2 protein-coding genes and 1 pseudogene are annotated in these 4,176 nt (G+C 65.1%); 1 reads left to right on the top strand and 2 read right to left on the bottom strand.

Going from position 1 to position 4,176, the window contains the following annotated elements:
* Positions 1-133 (top strand): annotated as a pseudogene (locus tag E1258_RS30465) (IS5/IS1182 family transposase); the annotation flags it as partial.
* 575 nt (positions 134-708) lie between these two features.
* Here E1258_RS30465 and E1258_RS30460 read toward each other — a convergent pair.
* Positions 709-1,104, bottom strand: coding sequence for a hypothetical protein (locus E1258_RS30460; protein WP_132407173.1), 396 nt, complete (start codon positions 1,102-1,104; stop codon positions 709-711).
* A 31-nt stretch (positions 1,105-1,135) separates the two neighbouring features.
* On the bottom strand, positions 1,136-3,145 hold the full coding sequence (locus E1258_RS30455) for a hypothetical protein (RefSeq protein WP_132407175.1): 2,010 nt from the start codon (positions 3,143-3,145) through the stop codon (positions 1,136-1,138).
* Positions 3,146-4,176 lie beyond the last annotated feature (1,031 nt).

Below are 4,176 nucleotides of genomic sequence, written 5' to 3'. Positions count from 1 at the left end.
GCACCACCGCCGACTCGTGCGCGACTACGAAGCCCGACCCGACAACTCCGCCAGCATGATCACCATCGCCATGATCGACAACCTCGCCAAACGGCTCACCACCGAAACCACCCCAACCTGGCGATACGACTAAACCCACATAGCTGACAAAATACGTGAATCAGACGTCCTCTTAGGAAACCGATGCTCTATCCCCTGAGCTACGGGGGCGCGAGGGCCTAGTCTAGCGACCTGGGGGTTCACCTGGGGTGGCAGGGAGTGGCCCACGTTCACCCACGGCACCCGGACCCCCGTTTGCCCAGCCCAGGACCACAGCTCGAGCACACGAACCCCCGTTCGCGACCACGATCGGCTGTGGTGACCCGCGTCGGCGCCGGTTGACCCGGGCTGGCATCTGCTGGCGAGCACACGTCGCGCACATCATCGAAGATCAACGACGTTCCGTCCATGTACCCGCCTTTGGCCTCGTCACCAAAGGAGCACGGAGCGCTCACCTCGGGGTCGCTCGTGCCCCGCCGTCATACCGACTACGAGGGCCTCCGCCGAGCGTCCGATCATGCCGATGAGAGGGCGTCGCGGTCGCTGTTGTACGGATGTGAGTTCGCCGAGAAGTGGCCGTGAGCGTCGGCCTGGCCGCACAGGCCTTGCATGGCGACCGTACTTCTCGGCGATGTGCGGGGCCGCTGGCAGACGCTGATTGTCGGCGGGCTACAGGTTGTTGATTCGGGCCAGTAGGTCTGCCTCGGTCAGGTTTTCCAGGACCGCGTCCTGCTTGCGGGCCAGGACCGCCAGCAGCTTCTCCTTCTCCAGCTTCTTGGCCGCCGCCGCCTTCGCCGCCTGGTCCTCCGTGAGGCGGACGGCGATGACGTGCTTGACGACCTCCAGCTTGGTCTCCAAGGTTGCCTTGGCTGGATTAGCCTCGGTGGCCACGAACGACTCGGTGTCGACGGCCTTGAGCTCGGCATTGACCGCCTTGGCCACATCATCGAGGCTGAAGCCGGACTTGGCGGTCAGCGGAAGCTCCCACAGCTGTTCCGTGGTCAGCAGTCCCTTAGCCGACGGATAGCGGAACTTCTCCCGTGTGGCCTTCTCGAAAATGGTCACGGTAGCCCCTCTGAAATATCTGGGTAGGGAATCAGAACTGGATGCTGATGAGGCGGCGCCGGCCGCCGGTCATGGTCACCTTGGCGACCACAGAGCTGCGGACCGTGGAGCTGAAGCCGAGGCCGGAAAGCTGATCCGGAGACGGCTCGCACTTGGTGCGGTCGCCGAGAACCTCGAACACCTTGCGGTGCGGTTGCAGATCGCTGCGGAGGAACTCGTTGTAGATCCCCCGCGTCGGCTGGTTGTTCACGCACCCCTTCAGGATGAAGAAGTAGTGCCGGTTGCCGACCTCGTTGTCGTCGAAGTAGTTCGGCGAGTACATGATGGTGGACACCGGTACGAACTGTTCGGTGGTGATGCCCCACAACTCTTTGCCCGCACTGCCCGGCTGCACGTCCTTACCTGGCCGGAAAGCGGTGATTACCCCGCCGGCAACCGTAATCCGGCCCACCTCGACTGTCTCCTTGTGGCCGACCGCGCGCTCGTGGCTGTAATGCTCGATCTTCCCGTTGCTCTCGGTTTCGATCACGAAGCCGACCTGGGTGCTGTCCCGCTTGCGGTACTGGTTTACCTCGATCCGGTACTCACCGTCGGGGACACGGTCGGTCCAGGTGACGTTCTCCACCGGCTCACGGGAAAGCGTCCCGCTGGCGTTCATGTCGACGTCCAGCTTGTTGCGCTTCTCCTGGTACCAGATGTGGTCGCCGTTGGGTTCGTACACGTGCAGGTCTAGGTCGTCGTGGTTGAACCAGGACAGGCTCACCCGCAGCTTGCCGGTGACGTTGCCGCCGGCCCGCTTGACCTTCTCCCTGATCGAGTCGGTGACGTTGCCGCCGTACGACCAGCCGAAATCGTTGTCCCACTTAAACAACCGCGGAGCAGTCGGGTGCCGGCCGGTGGTGAGGCTGACGAAGTGCGGCTCGTAGGTGTTGGCGACCCACAGGTCGATGGTGGCGGCGCCGGGCAAAATGTCCTTCATGAAGGAGACCACGGGAATCTCCTCCGGCCTGGCGCCGCGTAGGAGCGCACCTGGCGACCGGGTGGTGGCCGCCTGCATGAGCAGCCCTTCGATGCCGTCCTTCATCCGTGCCTGGGTGTCGTTGTCGACCCACAGCACGTTGGTGACCGACACGTCGGACAGCCGGGCGAACCGTCGCTGCAACGACTCCTCGATACCCAGCTCGGCAATGGTCCTCATGGCGGCCTTGACCATGCCCGGGGTGATCAACGCCGTGGGGCGCTGGTAATTCTGCGGCGCCACCTTCGCCTCGAACGACCGGACCGCCTGCTCCAGGTCGACGCCCGCGGAGAGATCCTGGACGAGGGTGCCGATCACCGTGTTGCGGAACCGGGCCGCCGGGTTCATGGCGTTGGCGAAGACGAAGGCACGTCGGTCGGTCGCCTGAGTCCACCGGTTCTGCAGCGAGCGGAACTCGGTCACCGTCCGGCGATGCTCCGCGCCGCGGTAGAGGGCGTTGTCGTCGACGAGGTCGACGACGGTGTCCAGAGCGTGCCGGGTCAGCTCGGCCAGGCCACGCTGGAAGACCTGCACTGCGGCGTCAAAGTTGCCCTGTGCCGCGCCGACGTCCTCGATGCGATGCCGCTTCTCCACCCGGCCGTGCAGGTGGTGCCATACCTCGACCTGGCCGTCGCGCAGCGTTCGGGTGGTCTTTGTCCCGTACTGCGCCTGAGTGGACCGGAAGATGGTGGACAACGGCAGCGAAAGAACGAACTCGTCCAGAGCGGCGGCGACGACGGAGAAGACCGGGTCCGATGCCGACACCCCGGACCAGACGGTACGGACCCGCCCCTCGTGGATTTCGACGACGTTGCCGAAGTGCTTGATGAAACCGCGGCAGGTCGAGCAGTCGTACTCGGATCGCTCACGGAACCGCAGATTGGTGCCGGCGGGGAAGGAATCGAGAAAGGTGAGCCAGAGTGAGTCCCGGTCGAGACCGTCGCCGACGGCGTACAACTCACCCCTGGACATCGTGGACAGACGCGAAGTCACATCCGTCACGAACTGCTGGAAATCGCCCACCGTTTCATCCCCCTTGATCGTTGGAGATCCTACGCAGCCAACGCCAATCGGAGAAACGCGTTTCCGGCTGTCCGCACGGTCACAGACGGGCGCCGGTGGCCGGCGGTCAGTCGACCGGAGCGCGTACGGCGGTGGGGTGCCGGGCCGGCGGCCAGCAGTTTCCGCCAGTTGGCCGGTGGCGCCGTTGAGTACATCTTGACTCACGCTGTGGTTGCCTTCCCCGGCACCGGCCGGCCTGGGTGGTCGAACAATTTCTCAGGCACGCCAGGCTCGCACACCGAGGGACCGTGTGAACGCGCGTTCGACCAGGTGCTCGCTCATGCCGCTCTCGGCGTACGGGTTGATGTCCCCAGGTACCGGATGAATCCCCGTGCGCCGTCGAATCCGGGGGACCGGACGGGTGTTCGCCGACGTCGACTCAGTCCTCGCGGGCGATATCGATGCGCAGGGCGACTGGCAGGCCATCGGCATCCACGTCCAGATGGACGGGGAAGAAGCCGCCACCGACTGAGGTCATCGCCATCAGGATGTCCGCCCCGCCGACCCGGATTCACCCCGGCCTCGTGATCGGACGCCCTGACCGCCCTCATCACCTGCCAATGATGCGAGTGCGGGCGGAAGTCGAACGCAAACTTCGTCCCGCCGGGTTCGTTGCGCCGCTGCTCGATGGCCAGCCCACGCTGATATGCGTCTTTGACGGGCAGGTCCACCCATCCGTACTCGACGTCGGCCGGATCGCCGAGCCGGGGCGCGCCGAACTCAGCGGCGACCTGCTCCTAGTAGTGCTTTGTCGTGATCGGAGTCGTTGTCGGGGTTTTCGTCTTGCGGGGAAGCGGGTTTTGCAGGTGGGGCAGGCGCCGGCCAGGCGGACGAGTAGGTGTTGCAGTTCGCGGAGTACTGCATTGAGGCTCAGGCCGGCGCGGGGGCTTTTGGGTCGAGGCGTTGCAGGGTGCAGTAGGCGTGGGCGGCGGCCACGAGGGTGACGTGGTGGTGCCAGCCTTGCCAGGTGCGGCCTTCGTAGTGGTCCAGGC

It is taken from the genome of Micromonospora sp. KC207 (genome assembly GCF_004348615.1).
Lineage (GTDB): Bacteria > Actinomycetota > Actinomycetes > Mycobacteriales > Micromonosporaceae > Micromonospora.
The sequence above is the reverse complement of the archived record's forward strand: the minus strand, read 5'-3'. Positions and strand labels throughout refer to the sequence as shown.